The sequence below is a fragment of the Maribacter huludaoensis genome (genome assembly GCF_029350945.1).
Classification (GTDB): domain Bacteria; phylum Bacteroidota; class Bacteroidia; order Flavobacteriales; family Flavobacteriaceae; genus Maribacter; species Maribacter huludaoensis.
In genome coordinates this window covers 848,735-868,389 of record NZ_JARKMS010000002.1, presented here as the reverse complement: position 1 = coordinate 868,389, position 19,655 = coordinate 848,735, and the positions used below count along the sequence as shown (strand labels likewise).

Genomic DNA, 19,655 nt, shown 5'->3' with positions numbered 1-19,655 from the left:
TTTTTATAGTTAAAAACCCGAACCATTGGTTCGGGTTTTTTTTTGCCCAATTTTTCAAAAAAAATGTTGAACCTAAACGCAACCTTTTATATAAATACATATCTATTGATTAAACAAGAACGGTTCCCCGACCTAATACTATGTATTTATGACCACATTTTTGACCGTATTTTTAATTTTGATGGCAGTGAACGTAATTTTGCTTTTAGGCAGCTTCGTAACCCGAAAAAAATAAGCATCAAAAAAAAACACCTATATCAGAAGAGATATAGGTGCTCTATTTTATATAAAGAAATTAGGTATTAACCTACTTTCATTAACTCTACATCAAAAATTAGTGTGGCATTTGGCGGTATTACCCCACCAGCACCAGCTGATCCGTAAGCCAAATCTGAAGGGATTACAAAACGTGCCTTATCACCTACTTGTAAGAGAGCAATACCTTCATCCCAACCTGGTATTACTTGACCTATGCCCAATTGAAAATCTATAGGAGAATTACGTTTGTAAGATGAATCAAAAACCTGTCCGTTTAAAAGAGACCCCTCATAATGTACAGAAACTTTATCACCTTTAACAGCTTTGGCGCCATCACCTTTCTGAATCATTTTATAACGAAGACCAGATGGTGTAGAATCAAAACCGGCAGCTACTTTATCAAGTTCAGCTTCCTGCTTTGCTTTTTCTGCCGCCAACCTTGCCTCACCAGAAGCGTTGAAATCTTCAAAAGCTTTTAATGCATTCCACTGCTGTGCAGCATCACCGACCCTAACTATTTCTAAAGAATCTATTACATCATCTTGTGCGATGGCATCAACTACTTCTTGGCCAGCTTCAACATGACCAAAAACGGTATGTTTGTTATCTAACCAAGGTGTAGGTACATGAGTTATAAAAAATTGACTACCGTTGGTACCGGGGCCAGAATTTGCCATTGAAAGTACACCAGGTGCATCATGTTTTAATTCTGGGTGAAATTCATCATCAAATTTATAACCGGCGTCACCAGTTCCTCTACCTTGAGGACAACCACCTTGAATCATAAAATCTGGAATAACCCTATGAAATTTTAGACCATTGTAATAAGGTTCTCCTTTACCCTTGGCACTATTTTCCTTATCGCCCTCAGCAAGAGCTACAAAGTTACCTACCGTACCTGGCGTTTTATCGTGAGTTAATTTTACTAGTATTTCGCCTTTACTTGTATTGAACTTGGCGTAAATTCCGTCTTCCATTTTTATTTTTTTAGTATCCGGCAAAGGTAAATAAATTTAACCATTTGTACATTTCATCATCTTTAAAAGCCCAAGTAGAAAACTTGACCACTATCGTAATTATAAAAGATATTAAAATCCGTATTTATCTACCAAGTATATTAAACTGGCCATAGAAGCGGCACCTAACTGAAGCTCTCTTTTGTTAACATGTTCAAACGTATCGTTCTCTGCATGATGATGATCAAAATAACGTTGAGAATCCGGTCTTAAACCTGCCAAAACCAACCCATCTTTTTTCAACGGACCAATATCGGCTCCACTGAACCCTTTTTCAAAATAATGCACTAAATATGGTTTAAACAGACTTTTCCAGGTCAATACCTTTTCAAAATCTTCATCAGAACTTTCAAATGAAAACCCACGAGGAGAAAAGCCGCCAGAATCACTTTCTAAAGCAAAAATGTGCTTTTCATTTTTGGTGCTTGCTATTTCAGCATATTTTTTACCGCCTCTTAAACCATTTTCCTCATTCATAAAAAGGACCACCCTAACCGTACGATTTGGCTTGTAACCGGTTTTCTTAAAAAGATTTAAAACCTCCATACTTTGAACACAACCTGCCCCGTCATCGTGGGAACCATCGCCTAGATCCCAAGAATCTAAATGGCCGCCAACAACGATAATTTCTTCCGGATTTGTTGCCCCCGTAATTTCACCAATAACATTATATGATTCCACATCATTGAATTGCTTACAATTCTGTTTAAAATAAAAATTGATCGCAGGATTTAATTTTAACGAAGTACTCAATAATTCTGCGGCATTGGTACTGATTGACGCCGCAGGAATTCTTTCTGATAGTGGTTGCTCCCCATAATTCATTGACCCGGTATGTGGATAATCGTCTAAACGAAGGTTCATGGAGCGCACAATAACACCAACCGCCCCATATGCTGAAGCCTCCAATGCGCCTGCATAACGTTGGTCTACACAATTAGAATAAGCCGTAAAGGTGCTAATTTGGGTAGCATCCATCGGTTTATTAAAGAAAACTATTTTACCCTGGATCTTATCTTTCCCAATATCCGCCAGCTGCTCAATACCTTGCACCTCAATTATATTTGCCTTTACACCATTGGACGGAGTTGCTACAGAGCCACCTATAGCACATATAGGCACATTAGTAGTAGTACCGGGCGAAGTCTCAAAATAGGCAAACTCTGGCGTACCCCTTACCCATTTAGGTACCATAACCGGTTGAAGCCAAACCTTGTCCAGGCCCAAAGAATCCAATTGCGCCTTTGTATAGTCTACAGCTTGTTGAGCCTGTATAGATCCTGAAAGTCGCCCTCCTATTTGATTAGATAGATAATTTAACCAATTGTAACCGTCCCCTTCAGTAAGAGCCGTATTATAAAGCTTCTTTATTTGATCTTGATCCGTATTCTGAGAAAGCCCCACATATGTGAAAGCGATGACAAAACATAAAACAAGCTTACTTTTCACTTTGTAATTGTTCTTCATAGCTGTCTAAATTAGCCATTATTTTTTCGCTCAACATAGGCTCCTTAATATCTTTGTATTTTTTTAACGATTCCAGTAGAATGGATGCCACTATAATGCGCGTTGCCTTTTTGTTATCCGCAGGTACCGCAAACCATGGTGCATGATCATGCGTAGTTCTAGATATTGCTTCTTCATAACAATCTTGATATTTGTCCCATAACTTACGTTCTTTTAAATCTCCTGGTGAAAATTTCCAATGTTTTTCTTTAATAGCTAGTCGTCTTAATAACCTTTGCCTTTGTTCCTCTTTAGACAAGTTTAAAAAGAACTTAAAGATTAAAGTACCGTTCTCGGCAAGGTGCTTTTCAAAATCATTGATCTGTTCAAATCTTTTGTCCCAAAATTTTTGATCAATATCATCAACCGTATGTATACCCGGTATATGTTCATTTAGAATATACTCCGGGTGTACTCTTGTCACTAAAACATTTTCATAATGCGTTCTATTGAAAACCCCAAATTTTCCTTTGGCGGGCAGCACCAAATAGTGTCGCCACAAGTAATTATGACTAAGCTCTAATTCTGTAGGAACTTTAAAACTATGCACCTCAACACCGCTAACATTGAAATCTTTAAATACCTCACGTATTAAACTATCTTTGCCTGCAGTATCCATTCCTTGTAAGCAGACCAAAATGCTATATTTTCCGTGGGCGTAAATAGTGTCTTGAAATTCACCTAGGTCCCTTCTAATTTTCGATAACTCTTTTTTGAGCTCTTTCTCAGATTTACCAAAATCTTCAAAAGTCTCATAATCAGCTATTTTAAAATTTTTATTGGTTCTATAATTGTCTATTTTTATTTTATCCATACTGAAATATAAAATTTAATATTAATGTTTACTAATTGGGGAGTAAAATATAAGTAATACATTTCTCACAAATTCCGTTTATCGTGATTGATGTGTATTGTATCGAAAATAATATTATCGACAAGGTAAAGCATCTAAATTTACCCGTGTAAGGTCCCAAATCTTACACCTAAATAACCTACTTATGAAGAAAAATTTCTTTTTTTTCTGTGCCATCGCACTACTGTCCCTATCCTCTTTCGGTAAAAATGTTGAGTGTGAATATGCCAATTCTAATATGGGTTATGCCAAGTCTCAGATAGATGCCGCATTACTTACCCAAGATATAAACCAAGCACGTTTTTACGCCTACAGAGCATTAGGAGCCCTAGAAAAGTCTAAGAACCAATTAAATATTTGTGGTTGTAAATTAGCAAAGGAAAGTATGTTAGAAAATATGGAAGTATTGTCACTTGCCACAAAATCTACAACTTTGGAAGGTACTTTAAGCTATTTGAACAAATCTATAGAATTAACCAACAACACCATATTGGTATTAGAGTCTCACGAAACTCATGAAAGTGCATACGATAACGAATCACTCTCTATTAATACGAATGCTTCTGCCAATAATTCTTCATCAAAAAAAATAACAAAGAAAAAAGACCTGTTTAAAACTATAGACACTTCCTTGGAAAAGTATCGTATTTCATTGAACAAGGTGGTTGAAAGTGTTAATTGTAAGGACGCAACAGCTTTTGCTACCCGAATTTTTGATGAATGCGAAGCGCAATTATTAAAACCCAATATCTCTGAAGGTAGTAAATACTATAACTTACGTACCAAAGAGATTACCCAAGAAGCATTAAATAAAATTGGCAATTGCAACAGCAAAAAGTAATTACAATACTTATTTACTTGCAAACAATTTTACATCATCTTCTGACACTTCTTGACCTCCAAGAATAATAAGTCTTTCAACAACATTTCTTAGTTCACGAATATTCCCCGTCCAATCATATGCCTTTAACAACTTAATGGCTTTATCTGAAAACGTTTTACCGGCCATACCTTGTTCCGCTGCAATCTTTTTGGAAAAATGTTCTATTAACAAGGGTATATCATCTCTTCTATCGTTCAAGCTAGGAACTTGAATAAGTATAACCGCAAGTCTGTGGTATAAATCTTCTCTAAAGTTACCTTTTTCAATTTCCTTCTTTAAATCTTTATTGGTAGCGGCAAGCACACGAACGTCAACTTTTATATCCTTATCCGTACCTACACGCGAAATTTTGCTTTCTTGTAGCGCTCTTAATACTTTTGCCTGTGCAGAAAGGCTCATATCACCTATTTCATCTAGGAATATGGTACCTTTATTGGCAGCCTCAAACTTTCCTGCCCTATCTTTGACAGCAGATGTAAAAGCACCTTTTACATGACCGAACAGTTCACTTTCAATTAATTCTGACGGTATTGCGGCACAGTTGACCTCTATAAAAGCACCGGAACTTCTTGCACTTTTTTCATGCAACCAATGTGCAACTAATTCTTTACCCGTACCGTTAGAACCGGTTATTAAAACACGGGCATCAGTAGGCGCAACCTTTTCGATCATTTCCTTGATCGTACCAATTTCGCTACTCTCACCGATCATCTCGTAATTCTTACTAACTTTTTTCTTTAAGTTTTTATTCTCCACTACCAGAACCTTTCTATCTAAAGCATTTCTTACCGTGGTAAGCAACCTATTTAAATCTGGCGGTTTGGAAATATAATCAAATGCCCCTAAGCGCATAGTATTTACCGCAGTATCTAAATCTCCGTGTCCGGAAATCATGATAAACGGAATTTCCGGTTTAATTTTTCTAGCAGCCTCAAGAACCTCTACCCCATCCATTTTTGGCATTTTTATATCACATAATACCAAGTCATAATCATTGTTCTTTATAATTTCAATCCCTTTCAATCCATCTTCTGCTTCATCTACGGAGTAGGTATCATTTTCTTCGGATAGAATTTTTACCAATACCCTTCTAATTGCCGCCTCATCTTCTATTACTAATATCTTTGACATAACTGCTTTTTAAATTCCTATTCTTATTCCTGTTCTAAAATATAGACCAGATGCATCGTTCAACGTAAATATATCATCTCTTTGTGCATTACGTAACGCACTATTTTGATAAATGGAACGACCACCTATTAAATAAACGGACATATCCTTAGTTATTTTATACTGATAACCTAAAGTCAATAATAATGCCGTAGAAGAAACATCGGTAGATAAATTATTACCTGGTAATAAAATATCGTTCTGAATATTGACATAATACCCATCCAAGAAAATTTCCGTTTGAAAGAAATGACCCTTTTTGGTAAAATATTTCATACCTGATTTTGGTGCGCCCAAGGTATATGCCCAGTTGGGATGAAATCTTTTCTCATAATATACAAAAGGCAAAGGAACATCTATGGGCGATGTACCATTATATGAAATACCCAAAACCAATATAAAAGGCTTATCTACATCTTTGACATTCTTATAGGCACCCAAGGTATAGTTCATATTAAAATCGTCATTCTCCAATTCTTGTACAAAATTGGTAGACCATCTAGGGGTAACAACACCTATTAGCCTCCAATTTTCCGTCAATTTGTACATATATGCCAAATTCACATCCAACACATGAAACTTGCTCAAATCACCTGAATTAGGGAAAAGATCATCAGGAACTTCAAAATTATATCGATTGTACTCTGCACCAAGAACCAGAAAATCTTTTTTATCACGAACTGCAACGGGTACATTTAAAACCAGTTTAATACGTGATGTTTCAACATCTCCGCTATTTTCTGGCATTAACATATATTCCAGTCTAAATACATCTGGTGTTTGCCCTGTAGTTTTGGACAAAGTGAAGAAAATAAAGCATAAAAACAGAACAAGTAATCTATGCTTTTTCATCACCCTCTGCATTTGAGACGTTGTTGTTTTGAATTGTACCCTGTTGAAACAAATGTACATCTCTTTGAGGAAAAGGGATAGAAATTTTATGCTTTCTAAATTCAGCATCTATTCTATATCTTATCGCACTTTTAACACGGGGATCGGTAAAACTATCTGTAATGTAAAAATTAACGGCAAAAATGAGTGCCGAATCACCGAAGTCTTCAAAAATTACAAAAGGTTTAGGGCTCTTTAAAATAGTTCGTTGCGATTTTACCACATCTATAAGAATGTTCGTTACCAATTCAACATCACTACCATATGCAACGCCCACACGCACCAATTCCCTAGTAGTCTTATGGTTTTGGGTATAGTTGTAAACTATATCACTAATAAACTTATGATTTGGTATTATAATAACCTTATCATCCCTTGTAATGGCTCTTGTGGTACGTAATTTAATTTCAAATACCTTACCTACCTTATTGTCTATTTCAATAATATCACCAACTCTTAAAGATTTATCCACTATAATGAATATACCCCCAATGATATCTTGGAAAATTTCTTGTAAAGCCAAACCAAGCCCTACAAAAAGTGCTGCGGATGCCGTTATTAAAATTGTAATATCAATACCGGCGGCACTCATGGTAAAGAGAATGACTACAACATAGACCAGATACTTTATAAATTTGAAAATGCTGATGAACTTAAGTTTATCATCGACCTCCATTTTTCTAGTAAAGAATCTACGGATAGCCTGTAAAACCGTACTGGTAAGTAAAAATGCCACTGTTAATAACAATAGCAATCCTATGGTTATGTGAATAGATTTGTCACCTTCCCCAAAATGATAACCTAGGTCTAAAAACTTTTTTATAGTACCCCAAATATCATCTTCAATTATCTCTTTTATCGTTTCTGTGCCTTCTTGAATCATGACGAATATTTAAGCCACTTATACAGTTCTTTATAACTTGGTTTTTTACCGTACATTAAAATGCCTACTCTATAAATTTTTGCGGCTACCCATACTATACCAATAAAAGTACCTATTAATATTAGAATTGACGCAATCAATTGCCAAACCGGCACACCACCTTCACCTATGCCCCAAGGTAAACGCATTAACATAACTATAGGAGACGTCAACGGAAAAAGTGAGAACCCAACAGCTATTGGTCCGTTAGGGTTACTAAATACTGAAAAGAACCCAACATAGATAGCCAACATTAAAGGTAATATTACAGGAAATATAAACTGTTGGGTATCTGTCTCATTATCAACTGCCGCACCAATAGCTGCGTAAATAGAACTATAAATTAAATACCCTAACATGAAATACACAATAAAAAAGAAAAGCATTGCAAAAATGGGCAACTCAAAGATTTCTTGGGTATATAATTGAATGTTTTGGGTAAGCGCATCTACATCTACATTCGTAGTATTGCCCATACCCGGCGCCATACCACTACCTTTAGTAAGACTTGCCGGGTCTATATCAAAAATAGCCAGACCTATAAATAGCAAAATTGCTCCAGAGATGATCCAAATTCCAAATTGCGTAATACCCGCCAATGAAGTACCTATAATCTTGCCCATCATCAAATGAAAAGGTTTTACGGATGATATAATGACTTCAATAATTCGGCTTGTCTTCTCTTCTATGACGCTGCGCATTACAAAACCGCCATATATAATGATGAACATCATTATCAGATAACCGAATGCGCCCCCAATAATAGCTTTAATTTCGTTAATCCCTTTAACGTTCTGGAGGCCATCGAACGTTTCAATATTAATGGTATAATCGCGGTCCATTTCCGCATACTCCTTAGGCGATACCCCAAGTTCACGTAACCGCTCTTGACGCAGTCTACCGGTGATTGATTTTTCCAACTTATTTAGGACCGTGGCACTTGGCGCATCTTTACTATAAAAAAAGGCACGTTGGGCAACTTGTTCAAGGTTAGGTTCGTCTGGCAAATATATAAGACCATAAAAGCCCAACCCCATAGTAGAATCCTTTGCCTGTGCCAGCGTTATATCTTGAAAATTAATATACGAGGTGGCTTCTGTGGTTACAAACTCATTTGCAAAATAGCCACTTTCGTTCAAAACCCCTATTACCTTCTTTTCAGTATCGTTTAATTGGGTCAAATAAGCAATCAACAATACCATACCCACCATTAAAATAGGACTCAAAAAAGTCATAACCACAAAAGACTTGTTTCTTACCTTGGCTATGTATTCTCTTTTAATTATTAACGGTAACTTATTCATTATCGATATTTTTATTTTGGATGGTTCTAATAAATATATCGTTGGCAGACGGTATAGTTTCAACGAAGCCATTTACGTTTGCCCTAGAACCCAAAAAGGATAAAATTTCACCAGATTGATTAGAAGGTAGTTGTACCCTAAGGTTTAGCTGATTTTCAATACTATCGTAATCTTGCGAAATAATGTGAAATTTATCTTCCATTTCATGTATTAGCCCTTGTTGATTATCGGTTTCTAAACCAATTTCAAAAATATTATTCTTGTAGGCTCTCTTAATATCCGATAATTTGCCGTCCAATATCTTCTCAGATTTATGAATCAATGCAATATATTCGCACAATTCTTCAACAGACTCCATTCTATGTGTAGAAAAAATAATAGAAGTTCCATTTTCCTTTAAACTTAAAATCTGCTCCTTTATGATATTGGCATTTATTGGGTCAAAACCACTAAACGGTTCATCAAAAATAAGCAACTTAGGCTCGTGAAGTACAGTGACCACAAATTGTATTTTTTGTGCCATTCCTTTAGAAAGCTCTTGTATTTTCTTGTTCCACCAATCACCGATCTCCAATCTTTCGAACCAATATTTCAATCTCTTTCTTGCCTCTGCCTTGGACAGGCCTTTTAACTGTGCAAGATAAAGAGCTTGCTCACCTACCTTCATGCTTTTGTACAGACCACGTTCTTCTGGCAAGTAACCTATCTGCGCTATATGCTCTGATTTAAGCAGCTCACCGTCAAAATAGACAGCTCCCTGATCGGGAAAAGTAATTTGATTTATGATACGTATCAATGTGGTTTTACCTGCCCCGTTAGGACCTAGCAATCCATAAATACTATTCTTAGGTATTTCAAGGGAAACGTTCTTCAACGCCGTATGGCTTCCAAACTGTTTGGTGACATCACTAGCTACCAAAATGTGACTCATGTACTCAATTTCTACAAAGATATTGAAATGTTTCGACTAGCTACACTCTTTATGATTCCTTTATAGAACAGGACTTTAAAAGCGCTATTCCATCAATCAAATAAGTTATAAAAAGCAAAACCCACCCTTGATAAATCAAGGATGGGAAAAAAATTGCTATGAAAAAGAAAATTAATATTGGTTGCCCAATATTATCTCAAATATACGTTTTTTATTTAAAAACTAATCAATTAGAATTTAAGAGAACATATCTTTTACTTTCTCAAAAAATGACTTGTCCGATTTCTCCGGTCTTGGCTCAAAGTTATCATTGCCCTGCATTTTCTCAAAGAACTCCCGTTGTTCTTTATTCAACTCCTTGGGCGTCCAAACATTTACATGTACCAATATATCACCGGCACCGTAACCATTTAAACTGGTAATACCTTTACCTCTAAGCCTTAATATTTTACCGGACTGTATACCAGCTTCTAACTTAATACGAACTTTACCACCAACGGCGTCTATTTCTTTAGAAGTACCCAAAACAGCATCAGAAATACTTATATAAAGATCATAGTGAAGGTTATCTCCCTCTCTTTTTAGAGTACTATGCTCTTGTGCCTCTATGGCTACCAGCAAATCTCCCGGTACTCCGTTTCCTGGAGCATCGTTACCTTTGTTCGATACTTTTAACTGCATACCTTCCTCTACACCGGCAGGTATATTAATAGAAACGGTCTCTTCTGCAATTTTAAGACCTTGCGCATCAGCATCGTTAGGCTTACGGTCCAAAATCTGGCCACTACCACCGCAAGTACTACATACCGCAGCAGTTTGCATTCTACCAAGTATGGTATTCTGAACTTTTGTTACCTGACCTCTACCATTACAAGTAGAACATGTTTTGTAGGTTACACCTTCTGCCTGAACTTTTCTTTTAACCTTAACCTTTTTCTCAACGCCATTGGCAATTTCTTCCAAGGTCAAAGAAACCCTAATACGAAGATTGCTTCCCTTAACCCTACGCTGGCCACCGCCACCGCCAAAACCACCAAAGCCGCCGCCGCCAAAGCCGCCGCCGAAAATATCACCGAACTGACTGAAGATATCATCCATATTCATACCGCCGCCAAAACCGCCGCCACCGCCGCCTTCAAAGGCAGAATGACCAAACTGATCGTAACGAGCTTTCTTATCTGGATCGCTTAAGATTTCATAAGCTTCAGCAGATTTTTTAAATTTCTCTTCGGCAGAACTATCTCCTGGATTTTTATCCGGGTGATATTGCAAAGCTTTTTTACGGTATGCTTTCTTTATTTCTGCAGCAGTTGCATTCTTACTGATGCCCAATACTTCATAATAATCTTCCTTCATTCCAATCTTTTAATTTCCTACTACTACTTTTGGATGCCTGATAATACGGTCTCCCAACTTAAATCCTTTTTCGATGACATCGATAATTTTACCTTTCATCTTTTTATCAGGAGCCGGTATTTGAGTTATTGCCTCGTGTATTTCAGCATCGAATACATCACCGGCATTTGCCTCTACCAATTCCAGACCTTTGCCTTTAAGGGTCTCCCTAAGCTTTACATTAATTAGCTCTACTCCCTTAAATACTTCTGTATCCTCTGACTTTGCCAGTTCTTTCATTGCCCTGTCAAAATCATCCAATACAGGCAATAATGAAACTATTACCTCTTGTCCTGCAGTCTTGAACAATTCCATACGTTCTTTAGAAGTACGTCTTTTATAATTCTCAAATTCTGCAAACAATCTTAAAAACTTATCTTTTTCTTTTGCTAACTCTTCACTAAGTGTCTCTTCTACTGACTTTTCTTCTTCCCCCTCTTCATTCTCTAGCTTTTGTTCTTGCTCTTCGCCTTCCAATAGCGCATCATCCAAGAATTCATCATCCAAAGTGTTTTCTTTATCACTCATAACTTATCGTAATTTAAATCGCTGGTTAAAAGCAGGCAAAAGTACTGCCAATTCTTTAAAAATGTCAAAATGTCACAAAAGTTTAAAAAAAATCCGCCAAATAGCGGATTAATCATATCTCATATTTTGACCGGTTTTCACGAAACAAACTGTTTTGTCACCTTATTATTAGTATCTACACAGTCAGAATCCGTATCATAAATAGCGCTAAGGGCTTGACAAATATTGGCATATTGAAATACAAAACCTTCTTCTTCTATTTTCTTACTGCTGACACGCTGACTGGCAAATAATATATATGCCATTTTACCAAGTACCGTATACATTACAAATTTTGGAACATTGGGCAGAAATAATGGCCGATCCAAAACTTTGGCTATTTCTTTAATCAATTTTACATTGGTAACCGGGTTAGGCGCAACACCATTAAATATACCTTTTAACCTGTATTTAGTTATATGAAGAAAAATGGCTGCCAAATCAGCAACATGAATCCAAGATTGCCACTGCTCTCCGGAACCAAAAGCGGCACCTACATAATAGTTAACGGGTTTTGCCATTTCTGGCAACGCACCCCCGTTTTTTGACATAACCAGACCAATACGGACTTTTGCGACAGACAGACCCAACGCCTTAAATTCATTGATTTTCTTTTCCCATATTTTAACTACTTCCCCTAAAAAGCTATCATCTACCTTCTCTTCATTTTCTGTATAATAATTACTAAAAGAATCTGGATAGATACCTATTGCCGAAGCGGAAACCAAAGAAGTAACGGAATGATTTTCTTTTTCAAGTAAGGCTTTCTTCAATAAATCCAAAGAATTGACCCTACTATCAACAATTTCTTTTTTATAACTGCTTGTCCACCTCTTAGAAATACTGGACCCAGCTAAATTTATAATTACAGAGACACCATCTAAACATTTAGCATCTATCTCTCCTTTGCTTGGATCCCAAAAAAAGCCTTGGTAATTAACTTTTGAAACAATTTTATTTTTACGGGTTGTAAGGTAGTTTACCGTATAACCTATATCATGGCATTGAGACACCAACTCGCTACCTACTAAACCTGTTGCACCTGTTATCAATACTTTCATGGACTAAAGGTATACTTTTTGATACTTCTGCATATACTATTTAATTCCGATTTAACATAGTTGCCAAAGCTATTGACCTACAACCTGTTAAAGTTTCTCTAAAACAAAAAAAGACTATTGTTTTTTGGCGCGCAACATCTCTCTTTTGCCCGGCGGGCCAGGTAATCTTTCCACAAGAAAGCCAACCTCTAGCATAGCACGCCTAACACTACCTTTAGCGGCATAAGTAACCAAAACACCTCCTCTTTTCATAGCATTGAACATAATTTGAAAAATTTTGACGGTCCATAATTCCGGCTGAACACGTGCACCGAAGGCATCAAAATAAATTAGATCAAACCTGTCAGTTTCATCAATATCCTTAAAAAACTTTTGCTGCTTTGTAAGGTGAAAATTTGAAGTGATTTCTATTTCTTTACCCCATGCCGAAGCGTGCATTAGATCAAAATTATCTTTTCTTGAAAGGGACTCTAATTCCTCTAGATAATTTAATTGTTCAAGCTCTTCTGGAGAAACAGGATATGCCTCTACACCAGTGTATTTAATTTGAAGGTTTCGCTTTTCATATTCAATTAATGTAATGAAAGCATTTAAACCAGTACCAAAACCTATTTCAAGAATATTCAACTCTTGATCATTGAATAAATCCAAGCCAGATTTAATAAAGACGTGGTAAGCTTCTTGAATAGCGCCGTGTTTGGAATGGTATTGCTCTTGCCAATCCATGATTTGAATGGTCTTGGAACCATCGCCCGTGGTAATAATTTCTCTTTTCAATTAATTAGGAACTATTACTCCACTTGCCTCAAAACTATAAGTTCTTTTAGGAGCTGTTATTTTTGCTATTTCTTCTGCTGTTTTACCACCGTCCTTGGCGTAATGTTGTTGATCACCAACACTCATTTCCTCAACAAATGCCATTCCGTTCAAAACGACTTCTTTTTCAAGAATATCGGCAGGCATAAAGAAACCGTAATCCTTAAAACGAACCATTGCCTGTTCACCTTCAGGCAACTCAACGATCATCCAACACCCCTTTACCTTACAAACTTCTTTAACCTTGGTCTTAAATTGAAGTTTTAAAGAATCTGACACCGGTAGGGATGCAAATTGTGACATTACTTCACTTTTATCGCTTAAAGAAGTGATTTTAAACTTTTCTCCATAAAATTCAGTTGCATCCAATTCAGCTTCTTGTTGGGCGAGGCACGTAAAAAACCCAAATAAAAAAGCAAGTAATATGTTAAATCCTTTCATAAATCCTAAAAATGTTGATATACCTGCAAAACTCATCAATTTAAAACTAAAAAAGAAGTGCTAGTATGGATATTTGTTTAATTTTAATCAACTAAAGTTACATATTTCATGAGTATTGCAACGAAAGATATTATAGTAGAGAAGGTAAAAAAGTCAAAAATTGACCAAGTAGATTTCGATAATCTTGCCTTTGGTTCAGTATTTACGGACCATATGTTGGTATGCAAGTATAAGAACGGTGCATGGGAAACCCCTAAAATAACACCATACCAACCAATTACATTAGACCCTTCATCAAAGATTTTTCATTACGGACAGTCTATTTTTGAAGGTATGAAAGCTTATAAGGATAAAAATGACGATGTCTATTTATTTAGGCCGTTAGAAAATCATAAGCGTTTTAATATTTCTGCCAAAAGAATGTGTATTCCAGAAATTCCTGAAGATTACTTTATGGAAGGTTTGATCACACTTTTAAATTTGGACAAAGATTTTATACCTACCAAAGATGGTAGTTCTCTATATATTAGACCATTTATGTTCGCCTCTGGCAATGGATTTCATGCATCGCCAGCAAATGAGTACACATTTATAATAGCTTGTGCACCTTCCGGCTCCTATTTTTCTGGCAAAGTAAAAGTACTTATAGAAGAGAAATATTCTAGATCTGCCAATGGTGGTGTTGGTTATGCTAAAGCCGGTGGAAATTATGCCGGTCAGTTCTACCCCACGCAACTAGCCGTTGAAAAAGGATATAATCAAGTAATATGGACAGATGACACCAACCACGAGTTTATTGAAGAGGCCGGTGCCATGAACATATTCATAAGAATAAACGACACCCTATTAACAGGACCTACCAGTGACCGTATCCTGGATGGTATTACCAGAAAAAGTATTTTAGATATCGCCAAAGACCAAGGTATTAAAACGGAGGTTAGAAAAATTACGGTAAAAGAAGTTGTTGAAGCCGCAAAAGACGGTTCATTAAAAGAAATGTTCGGTGCCGGTACCGCAGCCGTAATTTCTCCTATAGCCGGTTTTGGCTATAGAGACACAGATTATGACCTACCAGAATTAGAAAATAGTTTTGGACAACAATTAAAGAAAATCATTACCGATATTCAGTACAACAAATCTGAAGATAAGTTTGGATGGAGATATAAGGTAAAAGCATAAAAAAGGGGGCATATAGCCCCTTTTTTTTTATTGGCACGGCAAAAGGGTATAATTCCCCCGAGGCTTGCCTATTTAAAAACTTATTTCCTTATGGGCTTGCCACAAGGTGTTTTATTTATCTAAAATAGCCGCAATATTTGGCTTGGAGTAATTGGGTCCTTTAAGCACCTTTCCATCTTCTCTATAAATTGGTTTACCGTCACCACCAAGTTTGCTCATATTACTTCTTTGAATTTCATTGAACACCTCTTCAATTTTATGCTGCATACCGTGTTCTAATATAGTTCCACATAATATGTATAACATATCACCCAAAGCATCTGCCACTTCCACCATATCATTATTCATAGCAGCCTCCAAATACTCTTGGTTTTCTTCATCCATCAAATTAAAACGTAAAGTATTCTTTGCCTCTCCTAAATCTGCGATCATTTGCTCTGAAACGCCAAGACCAAAAGAATTATGAAACTGTTCTACCGCTTTGATTTTATTTTTCATCCTTATTATATTGTTTTCGGTTAGCTTTGCGTAAAAATATAAAATATGTTCAGCACCGGACAAATCATTTTTGCAATAGCATTTGCTGTAGTTTTTGCCATAATAATTGTTATTTCATATAAAAAGGACCTTAAATTACATCAAAAGAATTTTAAAGGTGTAAAATGGATAGGTGTTTTCTTTACACTATTCTTAATTCTACTATTATTTATCAAGTTTTTCCTAAAAGAATAGTTAAATTTTTTCCTACACCACAAAAATTATCGTTTTCACAACAAAACGGTAATAAACGCCGTTATATATACCAAATACCGTAATTTTGCGTTATTCATCTATAAGATGTAATAAATTATGATGACATTTCTTACAATTTTTTCAGTATTAGTAGGCATTAACATCGCCTTGGTGGTAGTAAGTTTGATCAGTGTTTCTCAAAAGGCCAAAACACCTTCCCAGAAATCAGCCAAACAACCAACATCTGTAATCTACCCGTTAGATTTACTTACCACAAGTTACAAGAAAGCAGTTTAGTTTATACCTTTATAAGGTATGAAACAATTAATACTGGTTTTTTTAGGCGGCGGTTTTGGTAGTATTTTAAGATACTATATATCCAAGAACCTAAACGCCTACTATTCAAATTTCTACTTAGGTACATTTTTGGTCAATATAATTGGCTGCTTACTAATAGGTATACTAATAGGACTCTCCCTCAAGAACAATTACATTTCAGAAAATCAAACTTTATTATTAGCCACCGGTTTCTGCGGAGGCTTTACCACTTTCTCTACATTCGCACTAGAAAGTAATATACTATTTAAAGAATCTTCTTTGCTACAAACATCATTTTACATGGGATCAAGTGTCGCCGTAGGTATATTGGCCATATCATTTGGGTTGTGGATCTGTAAAATGTTATAGAACTAACATTCATTAGGTACTATTTTATTTTTATACATTTTTTTAGGTATTTGCCGTTTTATTAAACAATCGTTAGATAATCACTCTTTTTTCTAACGATTATTCTATGATTTAAGATAATCAACCTATCCCACTTCTTCATATCGTCAATAATTTTATCTATAAATAACAATACCCTAAAATTTTAGGGGTATATATTGTCATACTCATAAAAATATACACAGATACCCTCATATTTTTAGGGTGCCAATGTTTTTAACATATATTTGGCAATATCAAAAACTTATTCAAATGAAAAAAATCGAGGCAATTATTAGAAAATCAAAGTTTGACGATGTCAAAGAAGCGTTGCACAGTATTGAAGTAAATTTCTTCAGTTACTGGGATGTAACAGGTGTAGGTAATGAAAAAGAAGGTCACGTGTACCGTGGTATCTCTTACAGTACTACAGATATTCAACGTAGGTACCTAACCATTGTAGTATCAGATGACTTTCTTGAAAAAACAGTTAATAAAATACTAGAGGCAGCTTACTCTGGCAATGTAGGTGACGGTAAAATATTTGTATCCGAAGTTCTTCAAGCATATAGAATAAGAACTAAAGAAGACGGTTTGGCCGGTATTAACTAAATAAAATAACTAACTAACTAAAAAACTAAACGAAATGGACGCAGGATTATTTACAGCAAATAACGTATGGATGATGGTGGCTACCGCATTGGTATTCTTCATGCATACTGGTTTTGCCTTTTTAGAGATTGGCTTAACAAGACAAAAGAACACGATCAACATATTGTTCAAGAATATCTTCATTATAACAGGTGGATTACTTCTTTACTATGCATGGGGATTCAATTTAATGTACCCAGGTTTTGAAGAAGGAGATATGGGTCTTTTAAAATTTGCAGGTTTTGGTATAGGTGCCCCTGAAGGTGGTATGACACCAGACTATGCAGATGGTGGCTACACATGGTGGACAGACTTTCTTTTCCAAGGAATGTTCGCGGCTACAGCGGCTACTATTGTATCTGGTGCAGTAGCAGAACGTATGAAAATTGGAGCTTTCATGATATTTACCGTAATCTATGTTGGTTTGGTATACCCTATAGTAGGTGCTTGGAAATGGGGAGGCGGATTCTTGGATTCATGGGGATTCTATGATTTTGCAGGTTCTACATTAGTACACTCAGTTGGTGGGTGGGCAGCTTTAGTTGCAATTTATCTTTTAGGTTCTAGAATTGGAAAATTCGGTAAAGATGGTAAACCAAAAGCTATACCGGGCCATAGTATACCAATGGCTACGGCTGGTGTATTGATATTATGGTTAGGATGGTTCGGGTTTAACGGTGGATCAGTATTATCCGCAGATCCAGAATTGACATCTTTAGTATTGGTGACTACAAGTTTGGCTGCAGCCGCTGGTGGATTTGGAGCAATGATTACCTCTACTATTCTTTATAAGAACCTAGATTTAACTATGTTCTTGAACGGTATTCTTGGTGGATTGGTAGGTATTACCGCAGGAGCGGATTTAATGTCACCAAACGAAGCTGTAATCATTGGATTCATTGCCGGTATTATCATTGTAGGTGGTGTTGCCTTGGTAGACAAATTAAAATTAGATGACCCTGTAGGTGCCGTAGCGGTTCACTTGATCTGTGGTATTTGGGGAACATTGGTTGTAGGTATCTTTGGTAGCATGGCCAGTGGAGCTCAGTTCATGACACAATTATACGGTGTATTGATTGTAGGCGGGTTCTGTATAGTTACCTCTGGTATTATCTTAGGAGTACTTAAAGCTACTATTGGACTTAGAGTTTCTAAAGAAGAAGAAGTTGAAGGTCTAGATATTCATGAGCACGGTATGGATGCTTATGCTGATTTTAGAATGAACCAACACTAAAAAAATACGGAGCGTTTTGCAGAACGCTCCGTTACATAACCTTTTCAATAAATAAATTTCTCAAAATTAATTCATCCCATTAGGGATTAAATCAAAACTTATGAAAACGATTATAAATACAAAGTACGTAAAAAATATTTTCGCAACAGGGCTTATGCTTTTTGCAGCGGCTGGTGTAGTAGCTCAAGAAGAGGAAGAAGAGAAAAAAATAAGTATTAGTGGTTCTGTTGATGCTTACTATCAAACTAACTTAAGTGCATCAGACGCAACAGCACAATCATTCGGCAGTTCATTTGCCAATGAATTAGGTTTTGCTCTAGGTATGGCAAATATAATTGCTGCCTACGAAGGCGAAAAAACAGGTGTAGTTGCAGATGTAGTTTTTGGACCAAGAGGAGATGAAGCTGTTGGCGGGTATAACTTAAACCAACTTTATGCTTACTGGAATGTATCCGAAGGTACTACTTTAACAATGGGTAGGTTTAATACCTATTTAGGATACGAAGTAATTTCTCCTGTAGGCAATTTTAACTACAGCACATCTTACTTATTTTCTAATGGACCTTTCTCTCACGTAGGTTTAAAGGCTGATTTTGCACTTTCTGATGATTTCAGTTTAATGTTAGCTATTATGAACGTAACTGATACGAACAATAACTTAACCGGGGCTTACTCTGCAGGTGCTCAATTAGGGTATTCAGGTCAGTACCTTAACTTCTACTACGATGGTGGTGAAGCATTAGGTTTCGAAATTGATTACACAGGTGGTTTTGATCTTTCTGAAGATTTCTTCTTAGGAATAAATGCAGCTTATGCAGATAACGACGGTGCAGGATTTTCAGGTGTAGCGCTTTACCCTCAATACGCTACTTCAGATGACTTCTCAATAGGTTTAAGAGGTGAATACTTTGCTGTTGATTTAGATACACCTGGTATTGACAACCCAAGTGTATTAGGATTGACTCTAACAGGAAGTTACTCGGTAGAAAACTTAACAATTAAGCCTGAGATCAGATTAGATTCTTGGGGTAATGATGTAGAGCCTTACTTTGATGCAGACGGTGCAGCTTCTAAAAGCTTATCTTCTTTCTTAGTAGCAGCTGTTTACTCTTTCTAAGTTGTTTACAAAATTAATGGTTG

General features: G+C 36.2%; 21 protein-coding genes. 7 read left to right on the top strand and 14 right to left on the bottom strand.

From position 1 onward, the window contains the following. Window positions 1-302 precede the first annotated feature (302 nt). The 3 genes from PXC01_RS08800 to PXC01_RS08790 form a co-directional block, all read right to left on the bottom strand. Complete coding sequence (locus PXC01_RS08800) at window positions 303-1,235, bottom strand: peptidylprolyl isomerase (RefSeq protein WP_276471912.1); 933 nt, start codon at window positions 1,233-1,235, stop codon at window positions 303-305. Window positions 1,236-1,346: 111 nt separating this feature from the next. Then, window positions 1,347-2,741 (bottom strand): M20/M25/M40 family metallo-hydrolase, encoded by a 1,395-nt coding sequence (locus PXC01_RS08795; protein ID WP_276471911.1) that lies wholly within the window; start codon window positions 2,739-2,741, stop codon window positions 1,347-1,349. After that, window positions 2,713-3,594, bottom strand: coding sequence for a PPK2 family polyphosphate kinase (locus PXC01_RS08790; RefSeq protein WP_276471910.1), 882 nt, complete (start codon window positions 3,592-3,594; stop codon window positions 2,713-2,715). The genes PXC01_RS08795 and PXC01_RS08790 overlap by 29 nt, the downstream gene beginning before the upstream one ends. 184 nt (window positions 3,595-3,778) lie before the next feature. On the opposite strand from PXC01_RS08790, the gene PXC01_RS08785 reads away from it, so the two are divergent. Further along, a complete protein-coding gene (locus PXC01_RS08785) occupies window positions 3,779-4,474 on the top strand; it encodes a hypothetical protein (RefSeq protein WP_276471909.1) in 696 nt (231 codons plus the stop codon). Window positions 4,475-4,483: 9 nt separating this feature from the next. Here the strand turns inward: PXC01_RS08785 and PXC01_RS08780 are convergent, their stop codons facing one another. The 10 genes from PXC01_RS08780 to PXC01_RS08735 form a co-directional block, all read right to left on the bottom strand. Beyond that, on the bottom strand, window positions 4,484-5,647 hold the full coding sequence (locus tag PXC01_RS08780; RefSeq protein WP_276471908.1) for a sigma-54-dependent transcriptional regulator: 1,164 nt from the start codon (window positions 5,645-5,647) through the stop codon (window positions 4,484-4,486). Window positions 5,648-5,656: 9 nt separating this feature from the next. Further along, window positions 5,657-6,538 (bottom strand): DUF6268 family outer membrane beta-barrel protein, encoded by an 882-nt coding sequence (locus tag PXC01_RS08775; RefSeq protein WP_276471907.1) that lies wholly within the window; start codon window positions 6,536-6,538, stop codon window positions 5,657-5,659. Continuing rightward, window positions 6,525-7,460, bottom strand: coding sequence for a mechanosensitive ion channel family protein (locus PXC01_RS08770; protein WP_276471906.1), 936 nt, complete (start codon window positions 7,458-7,460; stop codon window positions 6,525-6,527). Before PXC01_RS08770 ends, PXC01_RS08775 begins: the two co-directional genes overlap by 14 nt. Then, window positions 7,457-8,803, bottom strand: a complete 1,347-nt coding sequence (locus PXC01_RS08765) for an ABC transporter permease (RefSeq protein ID WP_276471905.1) — start codon at window positions 8,801-8,803, stop codon at window positions 7,457-7,459. The genes PXC01_RS08770 and PXC01_RS08765 overlap by 4 nt, the downstream gene beginning before the upstream one ends. Continuing rightward, complete coding sequence (locus PXC01_RS08760) at window positions 8,796-9,734, bottom strand: ABC transporter ATP-binding protein (RefSeq protein WP_276471904.1); 939 nt, start codon at window positions 9,732-9,734, stop codon at window positions 8,796-8,798. The genes PXC01_RS08765 and PXC01_RS08760 overlap by 8 nt, the downstream gene beginning before the upstream one ends. Window positions 9,735-9,971: 237 nt before the next feature. Then, window positions 9,972-11,090, bottom strand: coding sequence for a molecular chaperone DnaJ (gene dnaJ / locus PXC01_RS08755; RefSeq protein WP_276471903.1), 1,119 nt, complete (start codon window positions 11,088-11,090; stop codon window positions 9,972-9,974). A 9-nt stretch (window positions 11,091-11,099) separates the two neighbouring features. Then, a complete protein-coding gene (locus PXC01_RS08750) occupies window positions 11,100-11,657 on the bottom strand; it encodes a nucleotide exchange factor GrpE (protein ID WP_276471902.1) in 558 nt (185 codons plus the stop codon). A gap of 137 nt (window positions 11,658-11,794) precedes the next feature. After that, on the bottom strand, window positions 11,795-12,757 hold the full coding sequence (locus PXC01_RS08745) for a TIGR01777 family oxidoreductase (RefSeq protein WP_276471901.1): 963 nt from the start codon (window positions 12,755-12,757) through the stop codon (window positions 11,795-11,797). Between the two features lie 114 nt (window positions 12,758-12,871). Next, window positions 12,872-13,534 (bottom strand): tRNA (5-methylaminomethyl-2-thiouridine)(34)-methyltransferase MnmC2, encoded by a 663-nt coding sequence (mnmC2, locus tag PXC01_RS08740; protein WP_276471900.1) that lies wholly within the window; start codon window positions 13,532-13,534, stop codon window positions 12,872-12,874. Next, entirely contained in the window at window positions 13,535-14,014 is a 480-nt protein-coding gene (locus tag PXC01_RS08735; protein ID WP_276471899.1) for a DUF4920 domain-containing protein, read from the bottom strand. Between the two features lie 108 nt (window positions 14,015-14,122). Here PXC01_RS08735 and PXC01_RS08730 point away from each other — a divergent pair, with 108 nt between their 5' ends. Continuing rightward, entirely contained in the window at window positions 14,123-15,193 is a 1,071-nt protein-coding gene (locus PXC01_RS08730) for a branched-chain amino acid aminotransferase (RefSeq protein WP_276471898.1), read from the top strand. A gap of 111 nt (window positions 15,194-15,304) precedes the next feature. Here PXC01_RS08730 and PXC01_RS08725 read toward each other — a convergent pair whose 3' ends face one another. After that, window positions 15,305-15,691: a nucleoside triphosphate pyrophosphohydrolase family protein gene (locus tag PXC01_RS08725; protein WP_276471897.1), complete on the bottom strand. Its 387-nt coding sequence runs from the start codon at window positions 15,689-15,691 to the stop codon at window positions 15,305-15,307. A gap of 351 nt (window positions 15,692-16,042) precedes the next feature. Here PXC01_RS08725 and PXC01_RS08715 point away from each other — a divergent pair, with 351 nt between their 5' ends. The 5 genes from PXC01_RS08715 (at window position 16,043) to PXC01_RS08695 (ending at window position 19,632) form a co-directional block, all read left to right on the top strand. Then, window positions 16,043-16,222: a hypothetical protein gene (locus tag PXC01_RS08715; RefSeq protein ID WP_276471895.1), complete on the top strand. Its 180-nt coding sequence runs from the start codon at window positions 16,043-16,045 to the stop codon at window positions 16,220-16,222. Window positions 16,223-16,240: 18 nt separating this feature from the next. Further along, window positions 16,241-16,612 (top strand): fluoride efflux transporter CrcB, encoded by a 372-nt coding sequence (crcB, locus tag PXC01_RS08710; RefSeq protein WP_276471894.1) that lies wholly within the window; start codon window positions 16,241-16,243, stop codon window positions 16,610-16,612. A 291-nt stretch (window positions 16,613-16,903) separates the two neighbouring features. Further along, window positions 16,904-17,242 (top strand): P-II family nitrogen regulator, encoded by a 339-nt coding sequence (locus PXC01_RS08705; protein ID WP_058104293.1) that lies wholly within the window; start codon window positions 16,904-16,906, stop codon window positions 17,240-17,242. Between the two features lie 34 nt (window positions 17,243-17,276). After that, window positions 17,277-18,515: an ammonium transporter gene (locus PXC01_RS08700; protein ID WP_276471893.1), complete on the top strand. Its 1,239-nt coding sequence runs from the start codon at window positions 17,277-17,279 to the stop codon at window positions 18,513-18,515. Window positions 18,516-18,615: 100 nt separating this feature from the next. Then, window positions 18,616-19,632, top strand: a complete 1,017-nt coding sequence (locus PXC01_RS08695) for an outer membrane beta-barrel protein (RefSeq protein WP_276471892.1) — start codon at window positions 18,616-18,618, stop codon at window positions 19,630-19,632. Window positions 19,633-19,655 lie beyond the last annotated feature (23 nt).

What these genes read in the sequence shown, in the direction of transcription:
- PXC01_RS08770 (WP_276471906.1), bottom strand. Translation starts at nt 7,460, where the DNA reads ATGATTCAAGAAGGCACAGAAACGATAAAAGAGATAATTGAAGATGAT.
- dnaJ (WP_276471903.1), bottom strand. Translation starts at nt 11,090, where the DNA reads ATGAAGGAAGATTATTATGAAGTATTGGGCATCAGTAAGAATGCAACT.
- PXC01_RS08695 (WP_276471892.1), top strand. Translation starts at nt 18,616, where the DNA reads ATGAAAACGATTATAAATACAAAGTACGTAAAAAATATTTTCGCAACA.
- crcB (WP_276471894.1), top strand. Translation starts at nt 16,241, where the DNA reads ATGAAACAATTAATACTGGTTTTTTTAGGCGGCGGTTTTGGTAGTATT.
- PXC01_RS08725 (WP_276471897.1), bottom strand. Translation starts at nt 15,691, where the DNA reads ATGAAAAATAAAATCAAAGCGGTAGAACAGTTTCATAATTCTTTTGGT.
- PXC01_RS08730 (WP_276471898.1), top strand. Translation starts at nt 14,123, where the DNA reads ATGAGTATTGCAACGAAAGATATTATAGTAGAGAAGGTAAAAAAGTCA.
- PXC01_RS08735 (WP_276471899.1), bottom strand. Translation starts at nt 14,014, where the DNA reads ATGAAAGGATTTAACATATTACTTGCTTTTTTATTTGGGTTTTTTACG.
- PXC01_RS08745 (WP_276471901.1), bottom strand. Translation starts at nt 12,757, where the DNA reads ATGAAAGTATTGATAACAGGTGCAACAGGTTTAGTAGGTAGCGAGTTG.
- PXC01_RS08715 (WP_276471895.1), top strand. Translation starts at nt 16,043, where the DNA reads ATGATGACATTTCTTACAATTTTTTCAGTATTAGTAGGCATTAACATC.
- PXC01_RS08785 (WP_276471909.1), top strand. Translation starts at nt 3,779, where the DNA reads ATGAAGAAAAATTTCTTTTTTTTCTGTGCCATCGCACTACTGTCCCTA.
- PXC01_RS08775 (WP_276471907.1), bottom strand. Translation starts at nt 6,538, where the DNA reads ATGAAAAAGCATAGATTACTTGTTCTGTTTTTATGCTTTATTTTCTTC.
- PXC01_RS08800 (WP_276471912.1), bottom strand. Translation starts at nt 1,235, where the DNA reads ATGGAAGACGGAATTTACGCCAAGTTCAATACAAGTAAAGGCGAAATA.
- PXC01_RS08700 (WP_276471893.1), top strand. Translation starts at nt 17,277, where the DNA reads ATGGACGCAGGATTATTTACAGCAAATAACGTATGGATGATGGTGGCT.
- PXC01_RS08760 (WP_276471904.1), bottom strand. Translation starts at nt 9,734, where the DNA reads ATGAGTCACATTTTGGTAGCTAGTGATGTCACCAAACAGTTTGGAAGC.
- PXC01_RS08765 (WP_276471905.1), bottom strand. Translation starts at nt 8,803, where the DNA reads ATGAATAAGTTACCGTTAATAATTAAAAGAGAATACATAGCCAAGGTA.
- PXC01_RS08705 (WP_058104293.1), top strand. Translation starts at nt 16,904, where the DNA reads ATGAAAAAAATCGAGGCAATTATTAGAAAATCAAAGTTTGACGATGTC.
- PXC01_RS08795 (WP_276471911.1), bottom strand. Translation starts at nt 2,741, where the DNA reads ATGAAGAACAATTACAAAGTGAAAAGTAAGCTTGTTTTATGTTTTGTC.
- PXC01_RS08750 (WP_276471902.1), bottom strand. Translation starts at nt 11,657, where the DNA reads ATGAGTGATAAAGAAAACACTTTGGATGATGAATTCTTGGATGATGCG.
- PXC01_RS08780 (WP_276471908.1), bottom strand. Translation starts at nt 5,647, where the DNA reads ATGTCAAAGATATTAGTAATAGAAGATGAGGCGGCAATTAGAAGGGTA.
- PXC01_RS08790 (WP_276471910.1), bottom strand. Translation starts at nt 3,594, where the DNA reads ATGGATAAAATAAAAATAGACAATTATAGAACCAATAAAAATTTTAAA.